The following is a 14,832-nucleotide window of genomic DNA, read 5'->3' on the forward strand; positions in this document are numbered from 1 at the left end:
TTGCCGATTTGGGCTAATGGTTCCAGCAGAATATTTTATTTTGCGCCCGCCGCGCCTGCTCAGCCCGCGCGCCTGAGCGTGTCCGACGGCAGCTCGCCGAACATCGTCTTGTACTCGGCGGAGAAGTGCGACAGGTGCCAGAAGCCCCAGCGTGCGGCGATGTCGGCGACCGTGCCGCGACCATTGGGGTCCGCGGCCTTGAGCGCGCGGCGCACCGCATTCAGGCGGATCGCGCGCAGGAACTTGACCGGGTTGAGATCGAGCACGTCCTGGAAGCTGTACTGCAGGGTGCGGCGCGAGATGCCGAGCTCGATGCACAGGTCGGCGACCGTGATCGGCTCGTCGATGTGGGCCTCCATGTAGGCGCGCGCGCGCGCCACCACCTGCTGGCGGGCGCGACAGGACGGTGCACCGGCCCGTCCGCCGCCACAGGAGAGCGTGTCGAGCAGGGTCGCGAACAGCGCCTGTTCCATCGCCTTGCGCATCTGCGGGTGCAGAAGCAGCTCGGGGGTTGCCCGCAGGCTGGCCGTCATGGTCGCCAGCAGTTGCCCGAGCGCCGCGATTCCCGCCGGGGTGGTCGGTGCCAGCTTGCGCCCGGCGAGCTCGGCCTCGAGGTTGCGGTGGTCCACCTGATGCGCGTAGTCGTGGAGCGCGGCCGAGTCGGCGGTGCAGGCGAGGATCTCGAGCCGGCGCGGGGTGCGGAAGTCGAGCTCGTCGTCGCCTCCCAGTGTCAGCATGGAGTGCGCGTCATACATCTCGCCGCCGAACCAGCCCGTGCCCTCGATCGCGACCGGCACGGCGAAGGTGCGCGAGCCGGGCCACGCCCCGCCAGCCTGATGCACCGACTGGTTCAGGCCCTCGCGGAACAGCTGCACCCTGCCGAAGCAGAACTCCTCGAACACGCCGTCGAAGGCGCCCGCGGTGAGCTGGTCGTAGCGTTGATGCCAGTTGGTCAGGCAGGCGGCGTGCTCGTCGGCATCGAGCGTGTGGCGCAGGGTGTAGGAGTACGGGGCGTTTCCCGAAGGCTGGGCAGCCGGGCTCATTGCCCGCACCCCCTGGGCAGTTGCCGGGTGGCGTTGGCCAACATGTCTCTTCCTCTCTCGATCGGTGGCCGATCGTGCTTGTCGTTATGTTTGTCCCTGCCGCTCAGGGTGCGGATGAACGCTTCCCCAGTGCTGTGCGGCCGTTTTTCAGAATGGCACGGCGGCGGGTCGTTTTGCAACCCGGGGTCCGGGACCGGCCGCCGCCGTGGCTTGCCGTTTTCGGATAACGCGCACGGAAGGTCCGCGCCTACGATCTGCTCGCCTTCCACATCGACCCGGCGCCGACCGGGCGTGCGGAGGCAGAGGCAGCAGTTGTGCAGGCCCTCGCAGAAGGGCAGCAAGCGGACTCGCGTGACCTTGCGGTGGCGTGAGGAGGAGACAGGATCGGATCGCCCGTCGCGAGCGGTGTCCGTGCTTGCCCTCGGTCTGTGCAGCGCTGCGGTGTTCCCCGCGCACGGGACGGCGATGCCGGCCCACCGGGTGGACGCCTCATCCAAGGACACGAAGAGGAGATCCGGTCTTGAAAATCAGAACCCTTGCCACTGCCATGGGCAGTATGGCTGCGCTCGGCGTCGTGCTGGCCGCCCCCCCGGCGCATGCCTCGGCCGAAGCGCTGATCCGCGCCAAGTGCCTGCCCTGTCACACCGAAACCGAGGACGGAATCAGCCGCATCAGCCACCAGCGCAAGACCCCGGAAGGCTGGCTGATGTCGGTGGCACGCATGCAGATCGTCCACGGCCTGAAGATCACCGACGAGGAACGCCGCACGGTGGTCAAGCACCTGGCCGACCGCCAGGGCCTGGCGCCGTCCGAGACCACCGGCGTGCGCTACGCGATGGAGCGTCGCCTGAATACCGTCGAGGCCTTCGAGTCGGAGAAGTTCACCCAGATGTGCGCGCGCTGCCATTCCGGTGCGCGCGTGATGCTGCAGCGTCGCCCGGCGGCGGAGTGGGAGCATCTGGTGCATTTCCATCTCGGCCAGTTCCCGACGACCGAGTACCAGGCCCTCGGCCGCGACCGCGACTGGTTCGGCATCGCGTTGAAGGAAATGGTGCCGGAGCTTGCGAGCAAGCTGCCGTTGCAGTCCGAGGCCTGGAAGCAGTGGCAGGCGCGCGCGCCGCAGGCGGTCAAGGGCGAGTGGAGCCTGAGCGGCCATCTGACCGGCCGCGGCGGATTCTCGGGCGTGATGAAGGTGACGGCGGGTGAGGGCCGGGACCGCTACACGCTCGCCTTCGACGGGCGTTGGGACGATGGCAGGCCGATGCAGGGCAGGGGGCGGGCGCTGATCTACACCGGTTACGAGTGGCGCGGCGACCTGGTCGTCGACGGCACGCCGATGCGCCAGGTGTTCGCGGTCGAGGACGGCATGATGCGCGGCCGCATGTTCCTGCGCGACCAGGACGAGGTCGGCGCCGACGTCGTCGCCAGCCTGCAACAGGCGGGCAACAGCCGCGTGCTGGCGGTGCATCCGGCCTACCTCAAGGCGGGTGAAGGCGCCGAACTGCGCATCGTCGGCTCCGGGCTGGCGGGCGAGGTGACGCTGCCGCAGGGCGTGAAGCTGGTCGGTACGGTCAAGCGATCGGCGACCGAGGTCGTGGTCCGCGTGCAGAGCGACGCCGCGGCGCGCGGGGTGCACGCGGTGGCGGTCGGCAAGGCTTCGGGCGGCAGCCTCGCGCTGTACGACAGCATCGCCGCGGTCAAGGTGTCGCCCGCGTTCGCGGTCGCACGCATCGGCGGCAACGGCACGCCCACGGCCAAGGTCGAGGCGCGCTTCGACGCCGAGGCCTGGGCAGCCGGCGCGGACGGCAAGGCAGGCACCGAGGACGACTTCCGCATCGGCGTGGTGCCGGCGAAGTGGTCGGTCGAGCCCTTCGACGAGGCGGCGGTGCGCGACCAGGACGTCGAGTTCGCCGGCCTGATGGATGCCGCGAGCGGGGTCTTCGTGCCGGGTGATGCCGGTCCCAACCCGGTGCGGCGGATGTCGGCGAGCAACGTGGGCAACCTGAAGGTGGTGGCCGAGGTGGCGCAGGGTGGCGAACGCCTGCGCGGCGAAGGCCAGGTGATCGTGGCGCCGCCGCGCTGGAACAACCCGCCGCTGCCCTGATCGGTGGCGCGTCCTGTTCCGGCAGGCGCGGCCTGCCCTCCGCAATCCCGACCCCGAAGGAGGCTCCCATGGGTGCCGTCTTGAATCTGGTGCAGGACAACCTGCACGAGCTGCGCATCGATGAGACGCGCATGCTGTTCCACATCCCGAGCAGTTCGCTGTTCGCGCTCGACCCGCTGAGCGCGGCGCTGATCGATCGCATCCGCCGTCAGAGCCTCACCGTCGAGGCCCTGATCGATGGCCTGCGTACCGAGTTCGACGCCGACGAGGTGGCCGAGGCGATCCGCGAGCTGGTCGCGCTCGAGCTCATCGACGACGGCCGCCCCGCCAGCGCCGGCACGCTCGCGCACACCTTCGAGCGCTTCCCGCTCACCACGGTGGTGCTCAACGTCAACACCGGCTGCAACCTGAGCTGTACCTACTGCTACAAGGAAGACCTCGACAAGCCCTCGGCGGGCCGCAAGATGGCCTTCGGGACCGCGCGCGACGCGATCGAGATGATGTTGCGCGAGTCGCCGGACGAGCCGCGCTACAACGTCGTCTTCTTCGGCGGCGAGCCGCTCAGCAACCTGCCGCTGATCAAGGACGTGGTCGCGTACTGCGAGGCGCGCTTCGCCGAGCTCGGCAAGCAGGTCGATTTCGTCATGACGACGAACGCGACCCTGCTCGCCGACGACACCATCGACTGGCTCGATGCCCACCGCTTCGGGCTGTCGATCAGCATCGACGGTCCGAAGGCGATCCACGACCGCAACCGGCTCACCGTCGGCGGCCAGGGCACCTACGAGACCGTGCGGCGCAAGGCCGAGCGCCTGCTGGCGCGCTACCACGCGCGGCCGGTGGGGGCACGGGTCACGCTCACCCACGGCACCACCGAGGTCGAGCGCATCTGGGACCACCTGTTCAACGAGCTGGGCTTTGCCGAAGTGGGCTTCGCGCCGGTGACCTCGGGCGACATCAGCACCTTCAACCTCACGGGCGCGGAGCTGGTCGAGGTCTTCGCCGGGCTGAAGCGGCTCGGTGCGCGCTATCTGGAGGCGGCGCTGGAGGGACGCAACATCGGTTTCTCCAACATGCACCAGCTGATCACCGACCTGCACGAAGGCCACAAGAAGGCGCTGCCCTGTGGCGCCGGGTTGAAGATGCTCGCGGTCGACCACAAGGGTGAACTGAACCTGTGCCATCGCTTCACCGGCTCCACGCTGCCGACCTTCGGCGACGTGAAGAACGGTATCCAGCGCGCGCAGCTCGGCGATTTCCTGTCCCAGCGCCTGGATCGCACGGATACCGGCTGCGCGAGCTGCCGCATCCGCAACCTGTGCTCGGGCGGCTGCTACCACGAGAGCTACGCGCGCTACGGCGATCCCGCACATCCCACCTACCACTACTGCGATCTGATGCGCGACTGGGTGGACTTCGGCATCGAGGTCTACAGCCGCATCATGGCCGGGAACCCGGTCTTCATCGAACAGCATATTTCAACGAGGACGTCGTCATGAAACATCTCAAGGCGATCAACAACAAGGCGCGGCTGCTGGACAAGGCGGTCGCGGAGGACCGGGTCGAGGAGGTGGTGGCGATGAGCGCCATCGCCGGCTGCGCGGCGACGGTGGACCCGGGCTGGGAAGTGGACGCCTTCGGCGGTGTGTCCTCGCTGTGCCAGCCGATGGAATCCGATCTCTACGGCTGCGCCGATCCGTGCTGGTGGCCGGCCCAGGTGCCGGACGTGATGAACACCTACCCGGACTGGAACAAGGACGCGACCAACTCGCGCGAGGACTGGCGCAATCTCGGCTCGGTCTTCCCGGGCGACAAGCTGTAAGGGGGCGGACATGAAGAAGACGATGATCGGCGGTGCACTGCGCCGCGGCGCGGCCGCGCTCGCCTGCCTGGCCGCCGGAGTCCTGCCCGCCGCAGCGGCAAACGAGGCGCGGCCGCTCGAGCCGGGCAGCGAATACCTGATGGTGGCCAACTACCCGAACAACCTGAACGTGGTCGATCTGGCCAGCGAGAGCGTCTACAAGACCTGCCCGCTGCCCGACGCCTTCGGACCCGGCACCACGCAGATCGCGCCCGACCGCCGCACCGCCTACATCCTCAACAACCGTTTCGGCACGATCTACGGCATCGATCTCGACACCTGCAGGCTCACCTTCCGCGCCGAGATGTCGCAGGGCGACAACGAGCGTGCCAAGTCGATCGCATCCTTCACCGTCAGCGCGGACGGCAAGGAGGTCTATGCGGTGCAGAACCCGACCACCATCCATCGCGACCACTATCGCGTGGGGGCGCCGCGCTTCGCGGTCTACGATACCCGTGCCGGTCTGGAGGCCAAGCCTGTGCGTGTGTTTCCGGCGCCGCGCCAGGCCAACATCATGCAGGCGGGTGAGGACGGCTCGGTCTACCTGGCCGGACCGAACCTCTACAAGGTGGATGTGAACACCGGTGCGATGACCGTCGCCCTGCCGATCCGCGACTGGCAGCGTTCCACGCACGCGCCGCTCGATGTGCTGTACATCTGGCCGGTGCAGACGCCGACGCGGGACTTCACCATCCTCTACACCACGGCGAAGTACCAGGACGACAAGCAGGACATGGCGACCGCCGAGTACCAGTACGGCTATCTGAACGTGAACCTGAAGAGCGGCGAGACCGAGGCACGCGAGTTCGGACCGCTGACCGAGATCTACTTCACCGGGCTGCGTTCGCCGAAGGACCGCAACATCGTCTACGGCCTGCTGCACCGCCTGACCAAGTACGACATCGCGCAGCAGAAGCTGGTGCAGGCCGCCGAGCTCGACCACACCTACTACACCGTGCTGAGCAACCAGGCCGGCAGCCGGCTCTACCTCACCGGCACCTTCAACGACATCTCCATCCACGACGCCGACACGCTGGCCAAGGTCGGGCAGGTGAAGCTGCCGGGCGGGGACATGTCGCTCGGTACCGGGCAGGTCTTCGTGCGCTGAGCGCCCGCTTCCGGACGGGGCAAGCCCGCAGCAGCGGGACACCACGGCGCGCCAAGCGGCGCACCGCGGTGTCCCGCGCGCCAAAACAATCATCGAGGAGACGAACATCATGCGCATGCGCATCACCACGGCCGTCCTGCTGGCCGGACTGGCGGCGCTCGGCACGGCCCGGGCAGAGACCTTGCACGAACGCGACGGCACCACGCTGAGCGCGAATATCGACGGCATGGCCGGCGCCTTCTCCACGCGCGAGGACTATCTCGGCGAGGGCGGCAGGCAGTGGCGCGAGGGCTTCATCCATGGCGTGCTGGCGGGCACCACCCGTGCCGGCGGCGGCAAGCTGTACGGCGGCCTGGGCGCGATCGCACAAGGCACCTGGGGCGACGGCGATGCCGGCGGCTATACCGACGGCCGCGAGCGCGACGTCGACCTGGAGGATGCGTACGTCGGCTGGCGCAGCGCAGGTGGCGCGTTCGACGTCTCGTTCGGCCGCCAGCAGTTCGTGCTGGGCGACGGCTTCCTGATCGCGAGCGACCGGATCAACCTCGGCAAGGGGCTCGATGCGCTCGGTGTGGACGTGGATCGGGGCGGGGCCTACTACCTCGCCGCCAAGAAGAGCTTCCGCAACACCGCGATCGTGCGCATCGATCCCGAGGGGCCCTGGCGCGGCGACGCCTTCTGGCTGCAGTCGGGCAACCCCTACCAGCAGGACACCGAGCTCGGCGGCGCGAACCTGGAGTATGTGTCGGAGACGCATGGGACGCTCGGGCTGAGCTGGATGAAGGTGCTCGACGTCGACCAGGGCGCCGGGCTGGGCATCTTCGACCGTCGCGACGGCATGCGCATCGCCAGCGTACGCGGCCAGGGCAGCCTCGGCGTGGAGAACCTGTTCCTCGCCTTCGAGTACGTCGACCAGCGCGGCGGCAGCGCCGCGGTGAAGAACGACGCCGACGCCTGGCACGTCGAGGGCGGGTGGACCTTCGCCGACCTGCCCTGGCGCCCCACGCTCGACTACCGCCACGCACGCTTCTCCGCCGACAAGTCCGCCACCGCCCGCAACGAGGCCTTCGACCCGCTGTTCTTCGGCCTCAGCCGCGGCCTGGGGACCTGGTTCCAGGGCGAGGTCGCGTCCAACTACGCCGGCCCGGCCAACAGCGGCAATCGGGTGGACCGCGTGGAGCTGAGCCTGGCACCCCGCGAGGATCTCTCCATCGGCGTGCAGTACTGGAAGTTCGCGCCCGAGGGCGAGGCCGCGGACCTGGCCGGGCGCGAGTTCGATCTGTTCGCGTTCTGGCAGATCGACAAGCACTTCACCTTCGTGCCCCTGATCGGCCTCTACGAGCCGCGCGGTGCGGACGTGAAGGCGCTGCAGGGCAACGACCGCCGCAATGTCTATCTGCAGGCGGTGCTGATTTTCAACTATTGAGGGGGCGGCCTGCGGCCGTCCCGGGCAACACACATCAAACACGGAGACGAGGAATGGACCGATACAAGGGTGAACTGCTGAGCGACGACACGCGCCGCTTCCTGGCGCAGCCCAAGCGCATGGCGATCGGCGGCGAATGGGTGGAGGCCCTCGGCGGTGGCATGCTCGAGGTGGTGGATCCCGCCAGCGGGCAGGTGTTCGATCGCGTGCCGGCGGGCGAGGCGACCGACATCGACCGCGCGGTGGCGGCGGCGCGGCGCGCCTTCGAGCAGGGCGACTGGCCGCGCATGCGACCGGTGGACCGCGAGCGCCTGCTGCTGCGCCTGGCCGAGCTGGTGGAGGCGCATGCGCAGGAACTGGCCGAGATCGAGGCGCTCGACAACGGCAAGCCGGTGACCATGGCGCGTGCGGTCGACGTGGCGCTGGTGGTGGACTTCCTGCGCTACATGGCCGGCTGGGCGACCAAGATCGAAGGCTCGACGATGGAGGTGTCGGTCCCCCTGGTGCGCGACCGCGAGTTCTTCGGCTACACCCGGCGCGAGCCGGTGGGCGTGGTGGGGGCGATCATCCCGTGGAACTTCCCGCTGCTGATGGTGGCGTGGAAGGCGGGGCCGGCACTCGCCTCCGGGTGCACGATGGTGCTCAAGCCCGCCGAGGAGACGCCGCTGTCGGCGCTGCGCTTTGCCGAGCTGGTGCAGCAGGCGGGCTACCCCGCGGGGGTGTTCAACGTCGTCACCGGCCACGGCCACTCCGCGGGTGCGGCGCTGGCCGCGCACAAGGGCGTCGACAAGGTGGCCTTCACCGGCTCGACCGAGATCGGCAAGCTGGTCGGCAAGGCCGCGCTCGACAACATGACGCGGGTGTCGCTGGAGCTGGGCGGCAAGAGCCCGGTGATCGTGCTCGACGACGCCGACCCGGCGGTAGCGGCTGCGGGCGCGGCGCAGGCGATCTTCTTCAACCAGGGGCAGGTGTGCTGCGCGGGTTCGCGCCTGTATGTGCACAAGAGTCGTTTCGAGCGCGTGGTGGAGGGGCTGTCGGGGATCGCCGCGGACATGAAGCTCGGCGCCGGCATCGAGCCCTCGACGCAGATCGGCCCGCTGGTGTCGGCCGTCCAGCAGCAGCGCGTGCTCGGCTACATCCGCAGCGGCTTCGAGGAGGGCGCGCGCGCGCTGGCGGGCGGCGCAGCGGGTGAGGGCGAGGGCTACTTCGTCAAGCCGACGGTGCTGGTCGATACCCGCGACGACATGCGCGTGGTGCGCGAGGAGATCTTCGGCCCGGTGGTGGTGGCGATGCCCTACGACGATCTCGACGAGGTCGCCCGCCGCGCCAACGACACCCCATACGGCCTCGGCGCCAGCATCTGGTCCAACGACCTGTCGCGGGTGCACCGGCTGGTGCCGAAGATCAAGGCCGGTACGGTGTGGGTCAACTGCCACAACATCCTCGACGCCTCGATGCCCTTCGGCGGCTACAAGCAGTCCGGCATCGGCCGCGAGATGGGGCGCGCGGTGCTCGACCTGTACACCGAGGGCAAGTCGGTGATCATGGCCCTGTAAGGGGGGAGCGTCGCGCGGCTGCGGCGCTCCATGCCCTTTCGATCCCTTGTCGCGGCACCCGAGGCCGCGGGGAGAAAGCGTGATGAGTTTTTCCGAGTTGGCGGTGACGGCAACGCACGCAGTCGATCTGGCGTGGGCGGCGGGGGGGCCCGCGGAGCGCGAACGCCACTGGCTGCGCATCCATGGCGATGCTGCCCTGGCCGCCTGGCTCGCGGGGCTGCAGCCGACGCATCTTCATTTCGGCAGCGAGTTTTGCGAGCACTTGCTGCCTTCGGAGCGGGTGCTGCGCGAGGCGCTGCGGTGGGTGGAGGAGGCGAGCCTGCGCTTCGTCCTGCTCACGCCGGTCGCCTCGCCCGATGTGTTGGCCCGACTGCACGGGCTGCTGCCCATGCTCCCCGCCGGGACGGAAGTGGTGGCGAACGACTGGGGTGTGGCGCACGAGTTGCACACGCGCTTTCCGGCCTTGCTTCCGGTGGCGGGCCGCGTGCTGTGCCGCATGACCAAGGATCCGCGCCTGCATCCCGGCTGGGCGGGGCGCTGCGGTCACGGCCTGGCCGCGCCGACGATGCGCGCACTTTTCGAGCGCCTCGGCATCCTCCGGCTCGAGCTCGACATGCCGGTCTTTGCCGACGATGGGGCGCTCGAGGGGCTGCCGCTCCCCGCCGGCGTGCATCTGCCCTGCGTCTATGTGGCCAAGGGCCGCATGTGCCGGGCGGGTGGGCTTTCCATGAAGGGGCCGGAGCGCTTCGCCGTCGGACGCCGCTGCCGCAAGGAGTGCCTGCGCCTTGCCGCCGAGGCCTCACGCCCGGGACGGGACGATGCCTGCCGGACGATCCAGCTCGGCAACACCTTGTTCAGCCGCCATTCGGACGCGATGGCGCAGGCCTTGCGGCGGGCCGCCGACGCAGGGCGGATCGCCCGCCTGGTCGTTGCCGGAGAACCGCTGTGAGAATCGTCGCGCCTGTTTCGCGCGTCGCCGAGGTTGCAGTGCTCGCCGAGGCCGGCGCCACCGAGCTGTATTGCGGCCTGGTGCCGCCCGACTGGCGCGGACGCTTCCAGTCGATCAGCGCCAATCGCCGGCCGTCGGGCAATCTTGCGAGCTATGCAGACCTGGCGGAGGCGGTGCGGAGCGCGCATGCCCACGCTGCCGCGCTGTCGCTGGTGCTCAATGCCCAGCACTACGCTGCAGCGCAGATCGAGGCCGCGGAAGAGATCGCCGGGCGCTTTGCGGACCTCGGTGGCGATGCCCTGATCGTCAGCGACCTGGGCCTGGTGGAGCGCCTGGCGACGCGTTTCCCGGCGCTGCGCGTGCACGTCAGTTCGGTGGCGACCTGCCGCAACGCGGCGGCGGCGCGGCTGTGCCAAGCCCTCGGTGCGCGCCGGCTGATCCTGCCGCGCGACGTGACCCTCGCCGAAGCCACGGCCATTGCCGAAGAGGTGCCGGACATCGAGATCGAAGCCTTCGTGCTCAATGATGGCTGCATCTTCGAGGAGGGCGCCTGCCACACGATCCACCTCCCGGGGCAACTGGGCGGGCCGATCTGCCTCGACCGCTACCGCTTCCGCCATCGTCGGCGCGACGGCGGGGAGCTGTCGGCACGCCTCGCCGCACGCTTGCAGGAGAACGACGAGGCCTACGAGCGCTGGCTGTGGTACCGCTTTTCCTGCGGCTTCAGCACCACGCCCGAAGGCTTGCCCTTCGGACCATGCGGGCTGTGCGCGCTGCCCGCGCTCAGGCGCGGACGGGTGGCCGCGGTCAAGATCGCCGGGCGCGAGGCGCCGACGGCGCGCAAACTGGCGAGCGTGCGCATGGTGAGGTCCGTGCTCGACCGGGTCTGCGCAGGGGCGGATGCCGCCGCGGTGCGCGCGTTCGCCACCCGCCTGCGGCCGTCCGAGGCGCATTGCGCCACCGGCCACATGTGCTACTACCCCGAAGTGCTGCGGGCGGAGGCATGCTGAAGTGAGCGCGCCACGTCGTGACCTGGCGGTCTGGATGCTGGTCGCCGCCGCGACCATCGCCTTGGCATGCCGGGCGGAGCTGGGGGCGTTCGTCCTCGCCGCCGCAGCGGCGCTGGGGGCGTATGCGGCGTGCAGATCGACGGGGCGCGCGAGTGCGCTCGCCCTGTCGGCGGCGCTGCTTTGGAGTTGCACGCTCGCCCTGGGCTGGCACTTCGCAGTCGACCATTTCGCGCTGCGCTACGTCTGGCTGTACAGCAGCACAGCGCTGCCGCTGCACCTGAAGATCGCCAACCTGTGGGGCGGCGATGAAGGCACCACGCTGCTGCTGGTGGCCTGCTGCGCGAGCCTGGCGGCGAGTGGCGCCCGCGCCGGACTGGACAGCGGGCGTCGCTCGGTGGCGGCTGCGATCGTCGCCGCCTATGGCGCGGTCGTCCTGTGGTTGGCTCCCTTCGCCGCAACGCCCGCCGACTGGCTGGCACAGTCGCCCTCGCAGGGCATGAACGCGCACCTGATGAAACCCTGGATGCTGTTCCACGCCCCGCTGGTGATTGCCGCCTACGCCTGGGTGCTGGCACTCGCCGGGCCTGCGCTCGACGCCCTGCGCGGCGGGCAGGGCAGGTGGCCGGCGCGCGCGCGCATGCGTGCGCGGAGGGCCTGGCTGCTGCTCACCGCAGGGATCGGATTCGGCATGCTGTGGGCCTTCGAGGATGCGATGTATGGCCAGGTGTGGCACTGGGATCCGGTCCAGACCGCGGTGTTCGTCCTGTGGTGCCTGCTGGGGGCGCACCTGCACGGGATCAACGGCTGGGGCGTGGGCCGCAGGCACTGGCGCATGATGCCGCTGGCCGCCGTGCTGGCCGCTGCGGCGGTGCCCTGCGTGATGGCGGTGACGCGCAATCCGGTGCTGGCGAGCTCGCACCGCTACGTGGGGGCCGAGTCCTGGGTGGCACATGGTGCGCTCGGCAGCGCGTTGCTGGTGCTCGCCCTCGTCGCAGCGTTTTCCGGTCGCGATGCCGGCGCGAGCCTGCGGCAGGGGGGTGCGCGTTCGTCCGCTGGCCTGGGCCTGTGGCTGGCACAGCTCTGCTTCCTGGGCGCAGCCGCTGTCGCCGTGGTGCAGTTGCTGCTTGCGTCCGCTGCGGCGGCGAGCGGCGCGCCACGTCCGGAGGAATACAAGCCCTTCCTCGCGATGCTCGCCAACCTCGTGAGCGGAGGCGAACTGGAGGCGCTGCGCGCGGCCTTCGAGCAGTGGGACGTGGACGGCCATGTGCTCGCACGCGGCCTCTTGCCGTCGCTGGCCGGGGCCGGACTGGCTGGAGGCTGGTACTTCTTCCGCCGCATCTCGGTCGGGGCGGGCCGCCTGTCGCTGCTGGCGGCGCTGGCTGTGACGGGGGCGAGCGCAGCCTGGGGCGGGTTGATGACGCGGCACTACGAGGGTGCGGGGATCCTCTCCCAGCAGATCGTGGCGCTCCTGCCGCAGTTCGACGCCGTGCTCGCGGGCTGTGCGTATCTTGCGCTCGGCGGTGGCGCGTGGACGGTATTCATGGTGCATCGGCATGGGCTGCGCGGGATTGCGCCGGCCTTGCCACTGCTGGCCATCCACGCGGGGGTCGCGCTGGCCCTTTCCGGCGGCCTGCTGGCAACCGCGCTGAACAGCTACTCGCAGCATGAGATCGTCTTCGACGGCGCGCCGAGCGCGTGGACGCGCGATCGCCACGGCTACGCCTTCAGGCTGGTCGATCTGAGGGTCGCGAGCGCAGGCGATGGAGGCGTCGGTGGCGCCGCCGGCGTGCATGCGCTGACCGCGATCGAGGCGCGCGCTCCCTCGGGCAGGACCTTCGACGGAGAGACGCTCTACCGGGACTCGCGCGCGCCCCCGGAGCGCTACGATGGCCCGCTGCGGCAGATCTGCGAGATGCTGGACTACCGTTACGCCCGCCACATGGGCAGGCCCGGTTATCTGCTCGACCCCCTGGTCGATCAGGGCTGGAAGCATGCGGTGCAGTTCTGGGTTTCCCCCGCGGGTGTGGTGGAGGCGCTTGCGGGACGCGCTGGAGGCCGGGCGGTGTTCGTCGTGGTGAAGGTCTTCCCCCTGATCTCCCTGCTGTGGAGCGGGCTCGTGCTCCTGCTGCTGGGCAGTGCGTGGCTGGCTCTGGCGCCCCCGGGCGGGCCGGCTCGGGCGGAGCCCGGCGGAGGGCGTTGAATGGGCAGTGTCCGGGTTATTCCCAACGATGCTGCCGCTCATCCGCTCGCAACAAGCAGATACAATCGCGGCTCGTTTCTCGGGAAAACACAAGAATGCAAGCGACCGTCGACTGGATCAACGGCTGGGTCTGGAGCCCCGCCCTCGTTTACCTGTGCCTGATCGTGGGCCTGTACTTTTCCATCCGCACCCGTTTCATGCAGGTGCGCCACATCGGCGAGATGGTGCGGGCGATGTTCCGCGGCAAGAGCTCCGCGGCGGGCGTGTCGTCCTTCCAGGCGCTCACCATCGCGCTCTCCGGTCGGGTGGGTACCGGCAATATCGCCGGCGTCGCCACCGCGATCGGCTTCGGCGGTCCGGGCGCGGTGTTCTGGATGTGGATGGTGGCCTTCCTCGGCGCCGCCACGGCTTACGTCGAGTCGGCACTCGGGCAGATCTACAAGACCGAACACCACGGCCTCTACCGTGGCGGTCCGGCGTATTACATCGAGAAGGGCCTGGGCTGGCGCGTCTATGCGATCGTGTTCGCGGTCGCCACCGTGTTCGCGTGCGGCGTGCTGCTGCCCGGCGTGCAGACCAACAGCATCGCGGCCAGCATGGAAAACGCCTTCGGCGTGGCGCCGGCGGTCACCGGCACCATCATCGTGATCCTGCTCGGCCTGATCATCTTCGGTGGCGTGCGCCGCATCGCCCAGGTCACCCAGGTGGTGGTGCCCTTCATGGCGCTCGGCTACATCCTCGCCGCGGCCGTGGTGGTGGCGCTCAACGTCGACAAGGTGCCCGAGGTCATCCGCCTGATCCTGTCCTCGGCCGTCGGTCTCGACGCGGGCTTCGGCGCGATGATCGGCCTGGCCATCCAGTGGGGTGTCAAGCGCGGCGTGTATTCCAACGAAGCCGGCCAGGGCACCGGCCCGCACGCCGCCGCTGCCGCCGAAGTGCCGCACCCGGCTGCGCAAGGCCTCGTGCAGGCCTTCTCGGTGTATGTGGATACCCTCTTCGTGTGCTCGGCGACCGCCTTCATGGTGCTGATCACCGGCACCTACAACGTCACCGGACCGGACGGCGCGCAGGTGTTCACCGGGCTGGCCAACATCTCGGCGGGCACCGGCTTCACCCAGGCGGCGATGGAGCAGGTGCTGCCGGGCTTCGGCTCGATGTTCGTGGCGGTGGCGCTGTTCTTCTTCGCCTTCACCACGGTGATCGCCTACTACTACATCGCCGAGACAAACGTCGCCTATCTGACGCGCAATCTGCGCTCGGAGGCCTTGATCTTCGTGCTGCGCGTGGCGCTGATCGGTTCGGCCCTGTATGGCTGCGTGCGCACCAGCGACCTGGCCTGGGGCCTGGGCGACATCGGCGTCGGCCTGATGGCGTGGCTCAACATCTTTGCCATCCTGGTGCTGCAGAAGCCGGCGCTGCTGGCGCTCAAGGACTACGAGGCGCAGCAGGCCCAGGGACGCCTCGAGCCCCAGTTCGACCCGCGCGCGCTCGGCATCGTGAATGCCGACCTGTGGGTGAAGATCGCCGATCGCAGGAAGCGCGAAGGCTGATCGGGCGGGGGAAGCCCGCCGTCCC

Annotated in this window: 11 protein-coding genes; 10 read left to right on the forward strand and 1 reads right to left on the reverse strand. The window is 69.5% G+C overall.

Translation table 11 applies throughout. The features are described 5' to 3' along the window. Positions 1 to 59: 59 nt before the first annotated feature. Positions 60 to 1,043 (reverse strand): helix-turn-helix domain-containing protein, encoded by a 984-nt coding sequence (locus PO78_RS12550; RefSeq protein WP_043744122.1) that lies wholly within the window; start codon positions 1,041 to 1,043, stop codon positions 60 to 62. A gap of 556 nt (positions 1,044 to 1,599) precedes the next feature. Between PO78_RS12550 and peaA the strand changes: the two genes are divergently transcribed. The 10 genes from peaA to PO78_RS12600 all read left to right on the forward strand — a co-directional run bounded on the left by peaA (position 1,600) and on the right by PO78_RS12600 (position 14,807). Further along, entirely contained in the window at positions 1,600 to 3,147 is a 1,548-nt protein-coding gene (gene peaA, locus PO78_RS12555; RefSeq protein WP_443080476.1) for a quinohemoprotein amine dehydrogenase subunit alpha, read from the forward strand. A gap of 68 nt (positions 3,148 to 3,215) precedes the next feature. Next, positions 3,216 to 4,646 carry a quinohemoprotein amine dehydrogenase maturation protein gene (peaB, locus tag PO78_RS12560; protein ID WP_043744128.1) on the forward strand — a complete coding sequence of 477 codons (1,431 nt, stop codon included), beginning with the start codon at positions 3,216 to 3,218 and terminating at the stop codon, positions 4,644 to 4,646. Next, positions 4,643 to 4,969, forward strand: coding sequence for a quinohemoprotein amine dehydrogenase subunit gamma (gene qhpC / locus PO78_RS12565; RefSeq protein ID WP_004308014.1), 327 nt, complete (start codon positions 4,643 to 4,645; stop codon positions 4,967 to 4,969). Before peaB ends, qhpC begins: the two co-directional genes overlap by 4 nt. A 10-nt stretch (positions 4,970 to 4,979) precedes the next feature. Then, the gene (peaD, locus tag PO78_RS12570) at positions 4,980 to 6,116 is read left to right on the forward strand and encodes a quinohemoprotein amine dehydrogenase subunit beta (RefSeq protein ID WP_082047756.1); all 1,137 of its coding nucleotides are present in this window, start codon (positions 4,980 to 4,982) and stop codon (positions 6,114 to 6,116) included. 109 nt (positions 6,117 to 6,225) lie between these two features. Continuing rightward, positions 6,226 to 7,542 carry an alginate export family protein gene (locus tag PO78_RS12575; protein WP_012584628.1) on the forward strand — a complete coding sequence of 439 codons (1,317 nt, stop codon included), beginning with the start codon at positions 6,226 to 6,228 and terminating at the stop codon, positions 7,540 to 7,542. 53 nt (positions 7,543 to 7,595) lie between these two features. After that, entirely contained in the window at positions 7,596 to 9,098 is a 1,503-nt protein-coding gene (locus PO78_RS12580; protein WP_004308006.1) for an aldehyde dehydrogenase family protein, read from the forward strand. Positions 9,099 to 9,180: 82 nt separating this feature from the next. After that, positions 9,181 to 10,047, forward strand: a complete 867-nt coding sequence (locus PO78_RS12585; RefSeq protein WP_043744135.1) for a hypothetical protein — start codon at positions 9,181 to 9,183, stop codon at positions 10,045 to 10,047. Beyond that, positions 10,044 to 11,057: a U32 family peptidase gene (locus PO78_RS12590; protein WP_043744138.1), complete on the forward strand. Its 1,014-nt coding sequence runs from the start codon at positions 10,044 to 10,046 to the stop codon at positions 11,055 to 11,057. The genes PO78_RS12585 and PO78_RS12590 overlap by 4 nt, the downstream gene beginning before the upstream one ends. Before the next feature lies 1 nt (position 11,058). Beyond that, positions 11,059 to 13,257: a cytochrome c biogenesis protein CcsA gene (gene ccsA / locus PO78_RS12595; RefSeq protein ID WP_231570710.1), complete on the forward strand. Its 2,199-nt coding sequence runs from the start codon at positions 11,059 to 11,061 to the stop codon at positions 13,255 to 13,257. Positions 13,258 to 13,352: 95 nt separating this feature from the next. Next, positions 13,353 to 14,807 (forward strand): alanine/glycine:cation symporter family protein, encoded by a 1,455-nt coding sequence (locus PO78_RS12600; RefSeq protein WP_004307999.1) that lies wholly within the window; start codon positions 13,353 to 13,355, stop codon positions 14,805 to 14,807. The last annotated feature ends 25 nt before the right edge of the window (positions 14,808 to 14,832 follow it).

The organism is Thauera sp. SWB20, assembly GCF_000831325.1.
Taxonomy (GTDB): Bacteria; Pseudomonadota; Gammaproteobacteria; order Burkholderiales; family Rhodocyclaceae; genus Thauera; species Thauera aminoaromatica.